This is a genomic window from Sphingomonas trueperi, assembly GCF_011927635.1.
GTDB classification, from domain to species: domain Bacteria; phylum Pseudomonadota; class Alphaproteobacteria; order Sphingomonadales; family Sphingomonadaceae; genus Sphingomonas; species Sphingomonas trueperi.
Window position 1 is genome coordinate 450,283 of record NZ_JAATJB010000001.1, and the last position, 14,925, is coordinate 465,207.

At 68.0% G+C, this 14,925-nt stretch carries 15 protein-coding genes; 7 read left to right on the forward strand and 8 right to left on the reverse strand.

Annotated elements, in window-relative coordinates; all coding sequences use genetic code 11:
* Nucleotides 1–34: 34 nt before the first annotated feature.
* Nucleotides 35–460 carry a protein tyrosine phosphatase family protein gene (locus tag GGR89_RS02080; protein WP_125973064.1) on the reverse strand — a complete coding sequence of 142 codons (426 nt, stop codon included), beginning with the start codon at nucleotides 458–460 and terminating at the stop codon, nucleotides 35–37.
* 63 nt (nucleotides 461–523) lie between these two features.
* Complete coding sequence (gene recQ, locus GGR89_RS02085; RefSeq protein WP_125973283.1) at nucleotides 524–2,293, reverse strand: DNA helicase RecQ; 1,770 nt, start codon at nucleotides 2,291–2,293, stop codon at nucleotides 524–526.
* Between the two features lie 109 nt (nucleotides 2,294–2,402).
* Here recQ and GGR89_RS02090 point away from each other — a divergent pair, with 109 nt between their 5' ends.
* Both GGR89_RS02090 and GGR89_RS02095 read left to right on the forward strand, forming a co-directional pair.
* Nucleotides 2,403–2,915, forward strand: a complete 513-nt coding sequence (locus tag GGR89_RS02090; protein WP_125973066.1) for a GAF domain-containing protein — start codon at nucleotides 2,403–2,405, stop codon at nucleotides 2,913–2,915.
* Nucleotides 2,916–2,990: 75 nt separating this feature from the next.
* On the forward strand, nucleotides 2,991–4,442 hold the full coding sequence (locus tag GGR89_RS02095) for an ATP-binding protein (protein WP_125973068.1): 1,452 nt from the start codon (nucleotides 2,991–2,993) through the stop codon (nucleotides 4,440–4,442).
* Between the two features lie 3 nt (nucleotides 4,443–4,445).
* Here GGR89_RS02095 and GGR89_RS02100 read toward each other — a convergent pair whose 3' ends face one another.
* Nucleotides 4,446–5,135: a phosphatase PAP2 family protein gene (locus tag GGR89_RS02100; RefSeq protein WP_125973070.1), complete on the reverse strand. Its 690-nt coding sequence runs from the start codon at nucleotides 5,133–5,135 to the stop codon at nucleotides 4,446–4,448.
* 68 nt (nucleotides 5,136–5,203) lie between these two features.
* Nucleotides 5,204–7,489: a CDC48 family AAA ATPase gene (locus GGR89_RS02105; RefSeq protein WP_125973072.1), complete on the reverse strand. Its 2,286-nt coding sequence runs from the start codon at nucleotides 7,487–7,489 to the stop codon at nucleotides 5,204–5,206.
* Between the two features lie 292 nt (nucleotides 7,490–7,781).
* Here GGR89_RS02105 and GGR89_RS02110 point away from each other — a divergent pair, with 292 nt between their 5' ends.
* The 4 genes from GGR89_RS02110 to GGR89_RS02125 are packed head-to-tail and all read left to right on the forward strand — an operon-like array spanning nucleotide 7,782 to nucleotide 11,906.
* A complete protein-coding gene (locus GGR89_RS02110; protein WP_125973074.1) occupies nucleotides 7,782–8,687 on the forward strand; it encodes a LysR substrate-binding domain-containing protein in 906 nt (301 codons plus the stop codon).
* Nucleotides 8,688–8,746: 59 nt separating this feature from the next.
* Nucleotides 8,747–9,247 (forward strand): sterol desaturase family protein, encoded by a 501-nt coding sequence (locus tag GGR89_RS02115; RefSeq protein ID WP_125973076.1) that lies wholly within the window; start codon nucleotides 8,747–8,749, stop codon nucleotides 9,245–9,247.
* A 50-nt stretch (nucleotides 9,248–9,297) separates the two neighbouring features.
* Nucleotides 9,298–9,711, forward strand: a complete 414-nt coding sequence (gene msrB / locus GGR89_RS02120) for a peptide-methionine (R)-S-oxide reductase MsrB (RefSeq protein ID WP_125973078.1) — start codon at nucleotides 9,298–9,300, stop codon at nucleotides 9,709–9,711.
* 44 nt (nucleotides 9,712–9,755) lie between these two features.
* A complete protein-coding gene (locus GGR89_RS02125) occupies nucleotides 9,756–11,906 on the forward strand; it encodes a transglycosylase domain-containing protein (RefSeq protein ID WP_125973080.1) in 2,151 nt (716 codons plus the stop codon).
* A gap of 62 nt (nucleotides 11,907–11,968) precedes the next feature.
* Here GGR89_RS02125 and GGR89_RS02130 read toward each other — a convergent pair whose 3' ends face one another.
* From GGR89_RS02130 to GGR89_RS02140, 3 genes are read right to left on the reverse strand one after another with little or no spacing between them, the layout of a single operon-like run.
* Entirely contained in the window at nucleotides 11,969–12,640 is a 672-nt protein-coding gene (locus GGR89_RS02130; RefSeq protein ID WP_125973082.1) for a M48 family metallopeptidase, read from the reverse strand.
* Nucleotides 12,637–13,080, reverse strand: coding sequence for a YcgN family cysteine cluster protein (locus GGR89_RS02135; protein ID WP_125973085.1), 444 nt, complete (start codon nucleotides 13,078–13,080; stop codon nucleotides 12,637–12,639). Before GGR89_RS02135 ends, GGR89_RS02130 begins: the two co-directional genes overlap by 4 nt.
* Nucleotides 13,068–13,649: an SCO family protein gene (locus GGR89_RS02140; RefSeq protein WP_125973087.1), complete on the reverse strand. Its 582-nt coding sequence runs from the start codon at nucleotides 13,647–13,649 to the stop codon at nucleotides 13,068–13,070. The genes GGR89_RS02135 and GGR89_RS02140 overlap by 13 nt, the downstream gene beginning before the upstream one ends.
* Nucleotides 13,650–13,720: 71 nt before the next feature.
* Between GGR89_RS02140 and GGR89_RS02145 the strand changes: the two genes are divergently transcribed.
* Entirely contained in the window at nucleotides 13,721–14,338 is a 618-nt protein-coding gene (locus tag GGR89_RS02145) for an ankyrin repeat domain-containing protein (protein WP_125973089.1), read from the forward strand.
* 7 nt (nucleotides 14,339–14,345) lie between these two features.
* Here GGR89_RS02145 and GGR89_RS02150 read toward each other — a convergent pair whose 3' ends face one another.
* On the reverse strand, nucleotides 14,346–14,843 hold the full coding sequence (locus GGR89_RS02150) for an MmcB family DNA repair protein (RefSeq protein ID WP_125973285.1): 498 nt from the start codon (nucleotides 14,841–14,843) through the stop codon (nucleotides 14,346–14,348).
* Nucleotides 14,844–14,925 lie beyond the last annotated feature (82 nt).

Genomic DNA, 14,925 nt, shown 5'->3' on the forward strand with positions numbered 1-14,925 from the left:
CCGCAAGCGGGAGGGGAGCGCTAGAATGGATGGCTCAGCGCGCCGCCAGCTGCTCCAGCGCCGGACGGATGCCGGACAGGTCGTAGCCCGCCCCCGCGCCCTTCGCGACCAGCGCGTCGGGCGCGCCGCCCTTGTAGGCAGTGGCGAGCGCCCAGAGGTTGCAGGAGCGGGTGCCGGAGCGGCAATAGGCCAGCACCGGCCCGTCCACCGAGCCCAGCGCCTCGGCCATCGCCTCGACCTGCGCCATCGAGAAGCCGCCCGGGGTCACCGGAATCTCGGTATAGCCGAGCCCTGCCGCCTCGGCGGCCTCGGCAATCTGCGCGCCGGTCGGCTGGCCGAATTCCTCGCCTTCGGGGCGGTTGTTGATGATGTGCACGAACCCGGCGGCGGCGAGCGCCGGCACGTCCTCCGGCCGGATCTGCGGGGCCACCGAGATGCTGTCGTCGATCTTGTTCGGCATGGCAGGTCCTCCTTTGATTCCAGCGCGAGGCTGTAGCGCGGGGCGTCCTCCCAAGAAAGTCGATCAGAACTGGCGAAGGACGTTCAGAAAGTCCTGCCCATAGGCATCGAGCTTGCGCGCGCCGACGCCCAAGAGCTGCCCCATCTCCGCCAGCGAAGACGGCCGCACCATCGCCATGTCGCGCAGCACCGAATCGTGGAAGATCACATAAGGCGGAAGGCCCGTCTCCTGCGCGATCTCACGGCGCTTCGCCCGCAGCGCCTCGAACAGCGGGTTGCCGACCGGGTTGGGCACCGAACCCTTAGCGCCGCGACGCCGCCGCTCGCGCTTGGGCGGCAGCACCAGCTCCAGCTTCGCCTCGCCCTTGAGGATCGCCCGCGCTTCGGGGCCGAATTCCAACCCACCATGCTCGTTGGTGCGCAGCGCGTCGCGCAGCAGCAGCGCGCGCGACACGGGCTTCAGCATCGCCACTTCGTCGCCATCGACGATGCCGAACACCGACAGCTTCTCGTGCCCGTTCATCAGGCTGCGCTCGGTCGAGACGCCGGTGAGGATGCCCTCGATATAGCCGATGCCGTACAGCATGCCGGTGCGGAATACCGCCGAGAGGAATTTCTGCGCGGTCACGCTGACGTCGATCGCGGCGGGCGGATTCAGGCAATTGTCGCAATTGCCGCAGGTCTCGGGCGCGTCCTCGCCGAAATGCTTGAGCAGGATCCGGCGGCGGCAGCCCGCCGTCTCGACCAGCGCGCCGAGCGCGGTCAGCCGGGTGCGCTCGCCCGCTTGGCGCGAGGGCTCGACCTCGCCGATCCGCTGGCGGGCGCGAGCGAAATCGTCGGCGCCCCAGAAGAGATGCGCGACCGAGGGATCGCCGTCGCGGCCGGCGCGGCCGGTTTCCTGGTAATAGGCCTCGATCGACTTGGGCAGTCCGGCATGGGCGACGAAGCGGACGTCGGGCTTGTCGATGCCCATGCCGAACGCGACGGTGGCGACCACCACCATGTCCTCGCTGGCGACGAACTGCGCCTGGTTGCGGCGGCGCACCTCGGGATCGAGCCCGGCATGATAGGGGAGCACCGGCCGCCCGGTCTCGGCCGCCAGCTTCTCGGCGAGCTGCTCCACGCCCTTGCGGGTCTGGGCATAGACGATGCCGGGACCGGGATTCTCCGAAACCACGTCGATGATCTGCCGCGTCGTGTTCTCGCGCGGGGCGATATGGTAGCGGATGTTCGGCCGATCGAAGCCGGCGACGATCAGCCCGTCTTCCGGAATCCCCAGCTGTTCGAGGATGTCCGCGCGGGTATGCGCGTCCGCCGTGGCGGTCAGCGCGAGGCGCGGCACCTCCGGGAAGCGATCGAGCAACGGGCGCAGCAGCCGGTAATCGGGGCGGAAATCATGCCCCCATTCGGAAACGCAATGCGCTTCGTCGATCGCGAACAGGCTGAGCGGCGCCTGGGTCAGCAGGTTGCGGAAGCCCTCGCCCGAGGCACGCTCCGGCGCGATGTAGAGCAGGTCGAGCTGGCCGGCGCGGAAACGCTCGATCGTCTCGGCGCGATTGTCGTCGACCGAGGTAAGGGTGGCGGCACGGATGCCCACCGCCTCGGCAGCGCGCAGCTGGTCGTGCATCAGCGCGATCAGCGGGCTGACGACGACGCAGGTCCCCTCCAGCATCACCGAGGGCAGCTGATAGGTCAGCGACTTGCCCGCGCCGGTGGGCATCACCGCGAGCGTGCGCTGCCCCGCCATGACGCGGTCGACCACCGCGCCCTGCACGCCGCGAAAGGCGTCATAGCCGAAAACCCGGCGGAGATGTTCAATGGGATCGGGACGCATGGCTGCCATCAGACTGCCCGGCAGGTGCTTGCGCTGTCGAGCAAATGTTAACTTGTGGCTCGGTAGTAGACCGAATGTGCTGGGGGGCGCAAACGCAGGAAGACGAACGATGCCGCTTGATCCCTCGGATGAACCCGCCCGCCTCGCCGAGCTCAAGGGCTATGGCGTGCTCGACACCCCCAACGAGGCCGAATTCGATGCCATCGTGCGCGAAGCCGCGACCGCGCTGGGCGTGCCGATCGCGCTGATTTCGCTGATCGACGAGAACCGGCAATGGTTCAAGGCGCGCGTCGGGCTCGCGCCGCAGGAGACGCCGCGCTCGATCTCCTTCTGCACCCACGCGATCCGCGGTCCGGACGTGTTCGTGGTCAACGACGCCAAGGCCGATCCGCGCTTCTCGGAGAACCCGCTGGTCACCGGCGATCCCAATATCCGCTTCTATGCCGGCGCCCCCTTGCGTACCACCAGCGGCAAGCGGATCGGCACGCTCTGCGTGATCGACAGAACCGCGCGCGCGCAGCTCACCGAGCAGGATACCGCGCGCCTCACGCTCCTCGCCGAGAAGACGATGCAGGCGCTCGAACGCCGCCGCCAGCGCCTGAATGCCGCCGACGCGGCCTGAAGCGAAACGAAGACCCACAGTTTTCATGGCGCCAGCCCTTGCCGCTGCCCCCCATGATCCGGCAAAGCGGCCGGGATGACCGTCAGCGTGGACATGGGCGTCGACGGCACGGGCAGCCCCGTGCCGGTCGATCTGGAGGAGTTGCTTGCAACCCGATTGCTGGTCCAGGGCAATTCGGGTTCGGGCAAGTCGCACCTGCTCCGCCGCCTGCTCGAACAGTCCGCAGGCCATGTGCAGCAGGTGGTGATCGATCCCGAGGGCGACTTCGTCACCCTCTCGGATCGCTACGGCCATCTCGCGATCGAGGCGGTCGACCATAGCGAGCGCGACGTCGCCCGCTTCGCCGCGCGCATCCGCGAGCATCGGGCTTCGGTGGTGCTCAGCCTCGAAGGGCTGGAGGCGGAAGGGCAGATGCGCTGCGCCGCCACCTTCCTCAACGGCCTGTTCGATGCGCCGCGCGATCATTGGTATCCGGCGCTCGTCGTCGTCGACGAGGCGCAGCTGTTCGCACCTGCCGGCGGCGGTGAAGTGGCGGAGGAAGTCCGCCGCGCCTCGCTGTCGGCGATGACCAACCTGATGTGCCGCGGCCGCAAGCGCGGGCTCGCCGGCGTGATCGCGACGCAGCGGCTGGCCAAGCTCGCCAAGAACGTGGCGGCGGAAGCGTCCAACTTCCTGATGGGCCGCACCTTTCTCGACATCGACATGCAGCGCGCCGCCGACCTGCTCGGCATGGAGCGGCGCCAGGCCGAGGCGATCCGCGACTTGGCCCGCGGGCATTTCCTGGGCCTCGGCCCAGCGATCACCCGGCGGCCGGTCGCGATCCGCATCGGCGCGGTGGAGACCAGCGCGCGCAGCTCGTCGCCGAAGCTGACCCCGCTGCCCCAGGCGCCGACCGAGGACATCAAGGACCTGCTGCTCGCCCCCGCCGAGCCCGAATGGGTGCCGCCGGCCCCACCGCCCGCGCATGCCTATTCCCAGCCGGAAACGGTGCTCGAGCAGCTTGCCCGTTCGGCGCCATCGCCGATGGAGATCGAACCCGATCGCGATCCCGAGGAAGTCGCCGGCCTGGTCGCCGACGTGCTGCGCGCGATCGTCGAGGACGAACAGTCGACGCTGCGCTCGCCCGCGGTGCTCTACCAGGATTTCCAGGTGCGCTGCCGGATGGTGGGGCTGAACCGGCCACCGCTGGATCTGTCGGGATTCGTCCGCCGGTTATCGGCGGCGCGCGCGGGCATTCACGGCGATCCCGACGATGACTGGGCGCAGGCGCTGGAAGCGGCACGCGCGCTGCCCGACGACATGCTCGGGCCGTTCCTGCTCGTCGCCAGGGCGGCGCGCGAGGGACTGCCGTGCCCGAGCGATACCGATATCGCGACCAGCTACGGCACCAGCTCGCTCGGCCGCGTGCGGCGGCTGATGCAGTATATCGAGAGCAAGGGGCTGTTCGTCACCCGCGTCGACCTGTCGGGCAAGCGCTCGATCACGATTCCCCGGCTCGGCTGGACGACCCAGGCCTCGGACGGCTGAGCCTTAGCGCCCGAAATCCTGGCGCCGGTGCAGCCGCGCGTTGAGCGCGAACATGCACAACGCCCAGATCGCGCCGAAGCACCAGCCGGCCAGCACGTCCGACGGCCAGTGCACGCCCAGAAACACCCGGCTGCAGCCGATCAGCAGCACCAGCAGCACCGCAAAGCTCAGGATATAGGCCCGGGCCCAGCGGCTCGCCTGGGTCTGCGCGACCATGATGCCGAGGGTAAGATAGACGGCCGCCGAGATCATCGCATGGCCGCTGGGGAAGCTGGCGCTCGACACCTCCGCGAGATGCGGCACCACATCGGGGCGAGGGCGGTGCAGGAAGAGCTTGAGCAGCGCGTTGATCATCGATGCACCGATCAGTGATCCGCCAAGCAGCAGCGCCTCGGCGCGCCTGCCGAAGGCGAACAGGAAGATCAGCGTCGCCGCACCCGCCAGCCACAGCACCGTATAGCCGGCTAGCGCACTGATATCGATCGCCGACTGGAGCAGCCAGGGTGGGCCGATCGGCGTCGCGAGGTCGCCGGGCGTGCGGAAGGCCAGCAGCAGCGCGGGATCGAAGGCGAACCCGCTGGCGAAGCGCAGGCAGAGGAATGCGGCAAGTCCCGCCAGCGACAGGCCCAGCAGGGCGAGCGCCGGCCAGAGCCACTGGCGGTTGGAATATTGAAGCGGGTTGGAATCGGTCATGCTGCTCGCTGAAAAAAGAAAAGGCCGCCGACAACGCCTTGGTCGCCGGCGGCCCTGGATGCGGCAGCTTAGCCCTTCGGCCCGCGACCTTCCAGCATGCCGGGCGCGATGAAGCCGATCGGCTGGATCGACGAGGCCTGCTGCTTCAGCCTGCCCTGCATCGCCTCATACTCGTTCTCCATCTCCGGCGTAACCGTCGCCCGCGAGTCCTTCAGCGCTGCCTCGAAATGCGCCATCGTCACTTCGCGGGTCGCCAGCGACTGGCGCAGCGCGACCAGGCCGGCGCGACGGACCACGTCTTCCAGATCGGCGCCGGTGTAGCGCTGGGTCTGCTCGGCAATCGACCCCAGATCGACATCCGCCGCGAGGGGCATCTTCTCGGTCTGGATGCGCAGGATGCGCTCGCGCCCGGCCTTGTCGGGCACGCCGACATAGACCAGCTCGTCGAACCGGCCCGGGCGGAGCAGGGCGGGGTCGATCAGGTTCGGCCGGTTGGTCGCGCCGATCACCACCACCGACTGGAGCTCCTCGAGCCCGTCCATCTCGGCGAGGATGGTGTTGACCACGCGCTCGGTCACCTGCGGCTCGCCCATCGAACCGCCCCGGGCCGGCACCAGCGAGTCGAGCTCGTCGATGAAGATCACGCAGGGTGCTACCTGGCGGGCGCGGGCGAACAGCCGGGCGATCTGCTGCTCGCTCTCGCCATACCACTTCGAGAGCAGGTCGCTCGACTTGGTGGCGATGAAGTTCGCCTCCGCCTCGCGCGCCACCGCCTTGGCGAGCAGCGTCTTGCCGGTGCCGGGCGGGCCATAGAGCAGGAAGCCCTTGGCCGGCCGGATGCCCAGGCGCCGGAACGCGTCGGGATCCTTGAGCGGCAGTTCGACGCCTTCCTTGAGCCGCATCTGCGCGTCGTCGAGCCCGCCGACATCTTCCCAGCGGACGGTGGGTGCCTGCACCATCACTTCGCGCATCGCCGAAGGCTGGACGCGCTTGAGGGCCTCCAGGAAATCGTCGCGGGTGACCGACAGCGTGTCGAGCACCTCGGGCGGAATGGTGCCTTCCTCGAGATTGAGCCGTGGCATGATCCGGCGGACGGCTTCGATCGCCGCCTCGCGGGTGAGCGCGGCGAGATCGGCGCCGACGAACCCATAGGTGGTACGCGCCAGCTCGGGCAGGTCGACATCGTCGGCCAGCGGCATGCCGCGGGTGTGGATGCCCAGGATCTCGCGGCGGCCGCGATCGTCCGGCACGCCGACGACGATCTCGCGATCGAACCGGCCGGGACGGCGCAGCGCCTCGTCGATCGCCTCGGGGCGATTGGTCGCGGCGATCACGACGATGTTGGCGCGGGCCTCCAGCCCGTCCATCAGCGTGAGCAACTGGGCGACGAGGCGCTTCTCCGCCTCGCCGGTCACCTGGCCGCGCTTCGGCGCGATCGAATCGATCTCGTCGATGAACACGATCGAGGGCGCGTTCTTGGACGCTTCCTCGAACACCTGGCGCAGCCGCTGCTCGGATTCGCCATAGGCCGAGCCCATGATCTCCGGCCCGTTGATCAGATGGAAGCTGGCGTCGCTCTCATTGGCGACCGCACGGGCGAGGCGCGTCTTGCCGGTGCCGGGAGGCCCGTGCAGAATCACGCCCTTGGGCGGATCGACGCCCAGGCGCTGGAATAGCTCGGGATAGCGCAGCGGCAGCTCGACCATCTCGCGCAGCTGGTCGATCGTGCCGGCCATGCCGCCGATATCGTCATAGGTGACGTCGGCCCGGCGGCTTTCCTTGGCCTCCTCATACTCGGTGCGGAGCTCGACCTCGGTATTCTCGTCGATATGCACCACGCCGCGGGGCACGGTGGAGAGCACCGTCAGGCGAATCTCCTGCAGCGCATAGGCGGGCGCCCGCACGAACTGCTGGACGTTGGGCGGCACGTCGGCGCGCTGGTGCCCCACGGTGGCGATCGTGTCGCCGGAGGTGAGGGGCCGCGTGAAGAAAGTGCGCTTCAGCGCCTCGCCGGTGCCGCGCAGCCGCAGATTCGCCTGGGCCGGGCCGAACACCACGCGCGTCGCCGGCTTCGAATCGGCGCGGCGCACCTCGACGAAGTCGCCCGAGCCGACGCCGGCATTGGCGCGCTGGAGCCCGTCTATGCGGAGCAGCTCCAGGCCTTCGTCTTCGGAATAGGGGAGCACGGCACGCGCCGGGGTGCTGCGCTTGCCGACGATCTCGATCACATCACCCTCGGTGATGCCGAGCGCGGCCATCAGGCTGCGCGGGATATGGGCCAGTCCGCGGCCGCTGTCCTCGGGCCGCGCATTGGCGACCTGCAGGCGGCGGGTGCGGGATTCGTCATCGGCCATTCTGGGTTCCTTCGTGGCGGTAGGCCCGAAAGCTAAGAACGGCGGACGCAAAAAAAAGGGCCGCCTCAAAAAGGGCGGCCTTGGAAAGTTTTAGGAGAGGATGCCTGAAAGGCACCCCCTATGTGCAGTGCGGCACGTTTTTGTGCAAGTGCGAAAATTACACCGCGTACATGCACGGCTTGCAATCGCGATTGTCCGGAGCGATATTCGCTCCAGCGGGAAAAAGTTGTGCGGGCGGGTATCGTTCGCACAAACCCATTGCTGCACCGCACCAAAGAAGAGAGACGGATCGATGCGACGCCTCCCGCCGCTCACCGCGATCGAGGCCTTTGTCCAGGTCGCCCGCCTGGGCTCGATCAAGGCCGCCGCCGAGGAACTGGCGCTGTCCTCGCCCGCGCTCAGCCGGCGGGTGCAGGCGCTCGAGCGCTTCATCGGCAAGCCCTTGTTCGAGCGACGCCACCAGTCGCTACGGCTCAACGACGATGGCGACCGGCTGCTCAGCCTGATCGCGCCGGCGCTCGACACGATGACCGATGCGATCGAGACGATGACCAGCGGCAGCGAGTTGCTGCGGCTCCGGCTCGGCGTGCTGCCGCTCTATGCGACGCAACAGCTGCTGCCGCGCCTGCCCGAGCTGAAGAAGCGGCACCCCGAGCTGCATCTCGACGTCGATACCGGCAGCCACGGCATGGCGCGGCTCGGCGACGGGCTAGATGCGGCGATCGTCATCGCCCGGGACATCGACCCCGGCTATTATTCGCGTCGGCTGGACCGCAACCGGGTCCACGTGATCGGCGCGCGCAGCCTGGTGGAGGGCCCCAATCCGGTGCGCGACCCGATGGACCTGTCGCGGCTCACCGCATTGGTCCACCGCGAAATGCCCGAGACCTTCACCGCCTGGCGCATGGCGGCGGGTTATCCCGACCTCGAACCGGCGGCGATCGACCTGTTCGATTCGGGCAACCTGATGCTGGAGGCCGCCGCGCAGGGTCTCGGCGTCGCCTTCATGCTCGAATCGCACTACCAGTCCGCCCGCGACGAGCGGCTGGTGCAGCTGTTCGACCTGACGGTGGAGAGCCATTACAGCTACTGGTTCGTCTGCCGCCCCCGCGCGCTGACGCTGCGGCCGGTGCAGATCTTCCACGACTGGCTGATCTCGGCGATGGGCGCGGACCTCCTAGACGTAGCACCGGACTGACCCTGCCTCTTTGGGCAAAGTCAATGGAATGGCGCGGCGGGATCGCCTACATGGGGACCATGTCGCCGCTCAACGCCGTCCTGATCTTCCTCGCCACCGTGCTCGGCATGGAGCTGTTCGCCTATGCCGCGCATCGCTGGATCATGCACGGGCCGGGCTGGTTCCTCCATAAGAGCCACCACCGCCCGCGCACCGGCAATTGGGAGCTCAACGACCTCTATGCCGTGATCTTCGCGGTGCCCTCCTTCGTGCTGCTGCTCGGCGGCGTGCAGCTCGGCTGGTGGCCGGGCTTCACCTGGATCGGCGCGGGAATCGCGGCGTATGGCGCGATCTATTTCGGCTTCCACGACCTGATCGTCCACAAGCGGATCCGCCACCGCTACATTCCGCGCTCCAGCTACATGAAGCGGATCGTCCAGGCGCACCGGCTCCACCACGCCGTGCGCACCCGCAAGGGCACGGTGAGCTTCGGCTTCCTTTACGCCCCCAAGCCCGAAGTGCTGAAGGCGCAGCTGCGCGAGAGCGGCGCGGTGGTGCAGCGGATCACCATCCCGGACTGAGCGCTTCGGCGGATTGACGGCACGGCCCGCCGAACCCACATTTCGGGCCTATGGAACAGCTGAATCTCTCCGAATCCGAATGGCGCAAGCGCCTCACCCCCGAGCAGTTCCACGTGCTGCGCGAGGCGGGCACCGAGCGCGCCTTTTCGGGCCGCTACAACGACAACAAGGCCGACGGCATCTATCGCTGCGCCGGCTGCCAGCTCGAGCTGTTCGACAGCATCGACAAATATGACTCCGGCTCGGGCTGGCCCAGCTTCACCCAGCCGGTGGCGCCCGACCATGTCAGCGAGCATGCCGATACCAGCCACGGCATGCGCCGCATCGAGGCGCGCTGCGCCCGCTGCGACGGCCATCTCGGCCATGTCTTCCCCGACGGCCCGCCGCCAACCGGACTGCGCTACTGCATGAATTCGGTCAGCCTCGAGTTCCGGCCGCGCGCTGCTGGGGCTTCCGCCGCCTGATCCTTGTGGGAAGCCCCGCAAGCCTGTAATCGACCACGCCGTACATGGCCGTGAAATCGAAAACCGCAGCTGCGCCCTGGTGGCGCCGGGGCTCCTTCTGGAAGAAGTTCTTCCTCTGGTCGCTGATCAGCGGCGTGGCGTTGGCGCTGATCGCCTGCATCGCGCTGGTGATCGCGGTCTATTCGGCGCGCTCGACGCTGCCGAGCTTCGACCAGATGAAGTCCTCGCCCAACGGCCAGATGATCCGCGTCCACGCGGTCGACGGCACCGTGCTGGTCTCGCTCGGGCCGAGCTATGGCGAATGGATCAAATACGACCAGATCCCGCAGGCGATGAAGGACGCGATCATCGCGACTGAGGATCGCCGCTTCGAATCGCACTGGGGTGTCGATCCGGTCGGCGTGGCGCGCATCTTCTGGGTCGCCAAGCGGCTGCATGACGAAGGGCGGCGCCTGCAGGGCGGCTCGACCATCACCCAGCAGGTGGCGCGCACCATCTTCCTGTCAAACAAGTACAGCGTCACCCGCAAGATTCGCGAGGCGATCCTGGCACTGGCGCTCGAACGCAAATTCTCCAAGCAGGAGATCCTCGAGCTTTACCTGAACAAGGTCTATTTCGGCGGCGGCGCCTATGGCATCGACGCGGCGAGCCGCAAGTTCTTCGGCCATCCCGCGACCAACCTGTCGCTCGGCGAATCCGCGATCATCGCCGGCCTGGTAAAGGCGCCGTCGCATTATTCGCCGACCGCCGACGCCGAGGCCGCGGTCGACCGCGCGACGGTGGTGCTCAAGCTGATGGCCGAAGCCGGCAAGATCAGCGAGGCCCAGGCCAACAGCACCGACCCGCACGCCGTGCAGCTGGCGCCCGAGCCCAAGCAGAACAGCGTCCGCTACTTCACCGACTGGGCACTGCCCCAGCTGGAGACGCTGATCGACGAGACCGACGCGCCGCTCGACGTGTGGACGACGCTCGACCTCAACATGCAGCGCAGCGCCGACCAGGCGATCCGCGTCAACGCACCCGACGGGGCGCAGGGCGCGCTGGTCTCGATCGACCGGGACGGCGCGGTGCGGGCAATGGTCGGCGGCAAGGACTATGTGTCCTCGATCTACAACCGCGCGACCCAGGCCCAGCGCCAGCCGGGCTCGTCGTTCAAGCTGTTCGTCTATCTCGCGGCGCTCGAAGCCGGGCACAAGCCCGACGACGTGGTGGTCGACGAACCGGTGACGATCGACGGCTGGACCCCGCGCAACGATTCGCGCCGAAACAGCGGCCCGATCACGATCCGCACCGCCTTCGCCTATTCGGTCAACACGATCGCGGCGAAGCTCGGCCAGGAGGTGGGCTTCACCACCGTGGCCGACATGGCGAAGCGCTTCGGCATCACCACCCCGATCAACACCCAGCCGGCGATGGTGCTCGGCACCTCCAACGTTCGCCTGATCGACATGACGCGCGCCTTCGCCTCGGTGGGCAATAACGGCGTGGCGGTAACGCCCTATGGCATCACCCGTGTGACCGCCAACAACCGCGTGATCTACCAGCATGAGGTGGATACCAGCCACGTGCTGGTCGCCAATTACGTCGCGGCGCAGATGATCGACCTGATGCAGACCGCCGTCGCCACCGGCACCGGCCGCGCCGCGCAGATCGGACGTCCTGTCGCGGGCAAGACCGGCACGACCAGCTCGAACAAGGACGGCTGGTTCATCGGCTTCTCCAGCGGCCTCACCACCGGCGTGTGGATGGGCCGCGACGATGCCAAGGTGGTGCCGGGCCTGCAGGGCGGCCGTGCGCCTGCGCGGGCGTTCCACGACTTCATGATCCAGGCGGTTGCCAACCGGCCGGTCGAGCAGTTCGAGACCCAGCTGACGCCACCGGACAACATGCTCGAGCCCGACGAGGACGCCTATGGCGCACCCGACAACGGCATGATGGTCGATCCGGACGGCAATCCGATCGCTCCGCCGCCGCAGGTGCCGATCGAGCCGCAGGACGACGAGGGCATGGACGGCACCGATCCGGTCCAGCAGGGGGGACGCCCGGCGCCCGTCCAGCAGCAGGGCGAGCGGCTCGACCGCGACTGGATCAACCGCATGACCGGCCGCCCGCCGGCGCAGCAGCAGCAGCAACCCCGCCAGCCGCAGCGCCAGCCCGCTCCGCAGGATCGCCAGCGGCCCAACGACGAATATTGAGGACGAGGGCACTGCTCTAATCGCCCCGCCCGCAGGCGGGAGGGGGACTGGCAGGCGGGAGGCTATTCGCGCCCGATCCAGTGCAGGCCGGCGCCATGTTTGCGCAGCCAGTGCCGATGCGGCGAAGGGTCGGCGCCGTAGAGCTGCTCGACCAACGCGTGGAAATCGGGGCCGTGGTTCATATGGACCCGGTGCGCGACTTCATGCGCCACCGTCGCCCGGCGGACCTCGCTGGGCGCCAGGATCAGCCGCCAGCTGTAGCGGATCACCCCCGTCGAGGCGCAGCTTCCCCAGCGGCTGCGCGCATCGCCGATCGCCACCTTGGTGACCCGCACCCCGGCAAGCGCTGCATAGTGCGCAGTCTCCTCGCTCAGCACCCGCAGCGCCTCGGCTTGCAGCCAGCGCTCGACGCGGCGGCCGAGGCCTTCCGCCGTCCCGCCGCAGAGCAGCTGGTCCCCCTCGCGCCGTACGCCGCGGACACCGGCGACCGGCCAGACGATCGCCAGTTCGCCGTCGCCAAACGGCACACGCGCTCCCGGCACGAACGGGCGGCCACCCGGCAGCCGCTCACGCTGCGCGTCGATCCAGCCCTGCTGCTCGCCCACCCATTGCATCGCCTTGGCGAGACTCGCGCGCGGCGGGATGGTCAGCCGAATTTTGCCGTCGCGGGGATCGATCGCGAGCCGCATCCGCCGCGCGCGGGGATGGCGGATCACTTCGAGCCCCTCGATCAAAGGCGGCGGTCCGTCATGTGGTGTTCGAGATCGCCGGCATCCTCCTCGGAGATGGTCCAGCCCCGGGTCGATTCGCCGGCCTGGTGCACCGCCTCGCGGTCGCCCGAGACGAGATAGTGCCAGTCGGGCAGCTTCTCGCCATTGGCGCGCAGGCGATAGGCGCAGGTGGTGGGCAGCCATTCGATGTCGGCCACGTTGCGCGTCGTCAGCCGCACGCATTCGGGCACATAGGCGCGGCGGTGCTTGTAATCCTTGCACAGTCCCATCCGCCGATCGAGCAGCTTGCAGGCGACGTTGGTCGCGAACAGCTCACCGGTCTCCTCGTCCTCGAGCTTGTGCAGGCAGCACTTGCCGCAGCCGTCGCACAGGGCTTCCCATTGCGCGCGGTCCAGGGCCTCCAGCGGCAGATCTTCCCAGAATTTGATGGTCAACGCACCCAATGCTCAAGCTCGGCGACGATCGCCGGGGGATCCTTCTCCAGCGGCAGGCTGGTGATCGGCTTGCTGTCCGGCCCCATCAGATAGGCCACTTGGGTGTGGCCCATCAGATAGCCCGACGGCGTCGGCTGCTTCATATAGGCGACCGCATATGCCTTCGCCACCTGCGCGATCGCTTGCGGCGATCCGGTGAGGCCGACGAGGCGCGGATGAAAGTTCGCGACATATTGCTTGAGCTGCGCCGGCGTATCGCGCTCTGGGTCGACCGTGATGAACAGCGGTACGATCTTCTGCGCGGTGCGCGGCGCCTGCTTGTCGAGCACACGCAACGCTGCGCCGATCTTGGTCAGGTCGGTCGGGCAAACATCGGGACAATAGGTGTAGCCGAAATAGACGATGCGGTATTTGCCCGCGAAATCGGCATCGGTGACGGTCTTGCCGTTCTGGTCGGTGAGGGTGAACGGCCCGCCGATCCGCGCCCCGGCCAGCGGGGGTTCGCCGGGGCTGCCGCCTCCGCAGGCCGCCAGCGCCAATATTGCGGAAGCTATCAATGCGCGAAACATCCAGTTCATGGTATCCACCGCCAGTCTTTGCTAGGAACGCCGCTGCATCCGTCGCCAGTATCGAAGGTACCGATCCAGCAATGACGTTCCGTCTCGCCTCTGCCGCCGCCGCGGCGCTTCTCCTCCTGCCGCTTCCGGCGCTCGCCCAGGGCATGGGCCAGCCGCGCGAGAGCATCCAGTTCCTCGACGCGATCCGTAAGGCGGATGGGAACAAGGTCAACGAGTTCCTGCGCGACAAGGCAGCCTCGATGATCAACGTCAAGGATCCCTATGGCACCGGGGAAGCCGCGCTGCACATCGTCGTCAAGCGCCAGGATCCGACCTACCTGACCGTGCTGATCAACCAGCCCGGCATCAACGTGAACATCCAGGATCGCGACGGCAACACGCCGCTGATCTTCGCTGCCGGTCTCGGCTGGGCACCGGGGGTCGATGCGCTGCTCGCCAAGAAGGCCAACGTCAACCTGGCGAACAATGGCGGCGTCACCCCGCTGATCCGCGCGGTGCTTTCGCACGACGCCGAGGTGGTCAAGAAGCTGCTCGATGCCGGGGCGGACCCCGATCGCAGCGATTTCGGCGGCGGCCTCTCGGCCCGCGAATATGCCAAGCGCGAGACCCGCTATCCGTCGATCGCCAAGCTGCTCGCCGATGCGCCCAAGGTCGGTCGTGCTGCGACGGCGGCGGGCCCCAAGCTCTAACCTAGGATCAGAACCCGTCGGCGACGTCGGGATCGAGCATCCCCAGCAGCCTTCGTCCCGCCCGGCGGGCGAAGGCGAGCGTGGCCTTGCGGCGGGCGGGCGCGGCCAGCGGCACCGTTGCCGCCTCGCGCGCCACCGCCGCGTCATAGCGATCGGCGACGATCAGCCCGGTGCGTTCGGGCAGGAAATGGGGCTGGTCGAGCGGACGCAGGTCGAATCCCTGCGGCACCGCCCAGAAGAAACGGTCGCAATGGCCTAGATATTCCGGCCATTTCGCATCGCCGAGCAGGTCGGCGCGCGACACCTTGATCTCGACGATGACGATGTTGCCGCGCGCATCCAGCGCCATCAGGTCGACCCGCCGGCCGCCCTCCAGCGGCACCTCGCTGATCGCCACGCAATCGTGGCGCAGCAGCATCCTGCACACGCCGCGGACCACGTCCGCAGCGACCAGCGCCTCGGCTTCGGGGGTGAGGCTAGCGGGCAGGGGGGTGTGCGCATTCATCGCCAGAACATAGAACATTCAGCGAACACAGAAAAGCCGCCGAATCGCTTCGGCGGCTTTTCAAGCGAATGGACGAGGTCCG

Bases quoted from the DNA above. Each gene is read 5' to 3' on its own strand.
- GGR89_RS02110 (WP_125973074.1), top strand. From the start codon at position 7,782: ATGCGACGCCTCCCGCCGCTCACCGCGATCGAGGCCTTTGTCCAGGTC.
- GGR89_RS02090 (WP_125973066.1), top strand. From the start codon at position 2,403: ATGCCGCTTGATCCCTCGGATGAACCCGCCCGCCTCGCCGAGCTCAAG.
- GGR89_RS02125 (WP_125973080.1), top strand. From the start codon at position 9,756: ATGGCCGTGAAATCGAAAACCGCAGCTGCGCCCTGGTGGCGCCGGGGC.
- GGR89_RS02150 (WP_125973285.1), bottom strand. From the start codon at position 14,843: ATGAATGCGCACACCCCCCTGCCCGCTAGCCTCACCCCCGAAGCCGAG.
- GGR89_RS02105 (WP_125973072.1), bottom strand. From the start codon at position 7,489: ATGGCCGATGACGAATCCCGCACCCGCCGCCTGCAGGTCGCCAATGCG.
- GGR89_RS02080 (WP_125973064.1), bottom strand. From the start codon at position 460: ATGCCGAACAAGATCGACGACAGCATCTCGGTGGCCCCGCAGATCCGG.
- GGR89_RS02145 (WP_125973089.1), top strand. From the start codon at position 13,721: ATGACGTTCCGTCTCGCCTCTGCCGCCGCCGCGGCGCTTCTCCTCCTG.
- GGR89_RS02100 (WP_125973070.1), bottom strand. From the start codon at position 5,135: ATGACCGATTCCAACCCGCTTCAATATTCCAACCGCCAGTGGCTCTGG.
- GGR89_RS02140 (WP_125973087.1), bottom strand. From the start codon at position 13,649: ATGAACTGGATGTTTCGCGCATTGATAGCTTCCGCAATATTGGCGCTG.
- GGR89_RS02115 (WP_125973076.1), top strand. From the start codon at position 8,747: ATGTCGCCGCTCAACGCCGTCCTGATCTTCCTCGCCACCGTGCTCGGC.
- msrB (WP_125973078.1), top strand. From the start codon at position 9,298: ATGGAACAGCTGAATCTCTCCGAATCCGAATGGCGCAAGCGCCTCACC.
- GGR89_RS02095 (WP_125973068.1), top strand. From the start codon at position 2,991: ATGACCGTCAGCGTGGACATGGGCGTCGACGGCACGGGCAGCCCCGTG.
- recQ (WP_125973283.1), bottom strand. From the start codon at position 2,293: ATGCGTCCCGATCCCATTGAACATCTCCGCCGGGTTTTCGGCTATGAC.